At 64.9% G+C, this 308-nt stretch carries 1 protein-coding gene; it reads right to left on the bottom strand.

The features are described 5' to 3' along the window. The coding region (locus tag ACG2LG_RS24375; protein WP_396263526.1) for a transposase at positions 1 to 266 on the bottom strand (266 nt) is incomplete at its 3' end. Between the last annotated feature and the right edge of the window lie 42 nt (positions 267 to 308).

The following is a 308-nucleotide window of genomic DNA, read 5'->3' as shown; positions in this document are numbered from 1 at the left end:
GGCGGCGGCGAAGCGCGCAGCAGGGGCGATTCGGGACCTTCCCGGCGATACGCCAGCACCCAGGTGTTGAGCGTGTTGGGCGAGATGCCCAACTCGTGGGCGACGGTCTTCTGGACCGCCCCTCCCTCGACGCACATCAGCGCCGCCCTGAGCCGGAACTCGGGCGGATAGCCCCTCTGCCGCGGCTCCGATTCACGCCACTTTCTGCGACGCGCCAACTTCCTTCTCGGGGTCCTTTTGCGGACCCTCTCTGTCTTTTCGTTCATGGGGTTCCATTCTCGACGTCACCCCTTTTCCGCGCTAGAAAA

The organism is Haloferula sp. A504 (assembly GCF_044385805.1).
Taxonomy (GTDB): domain Bacteria; phylum Verrucomicrobiota; class Verrucomicrobiia; order Verrucomicrobiales; family Akkermansiaceae; genus Haloferula.
Note: the sequence above shows the minus strand (reverse complement) of the source record. Positions and strands in the feature narration are given on the sequence as shown.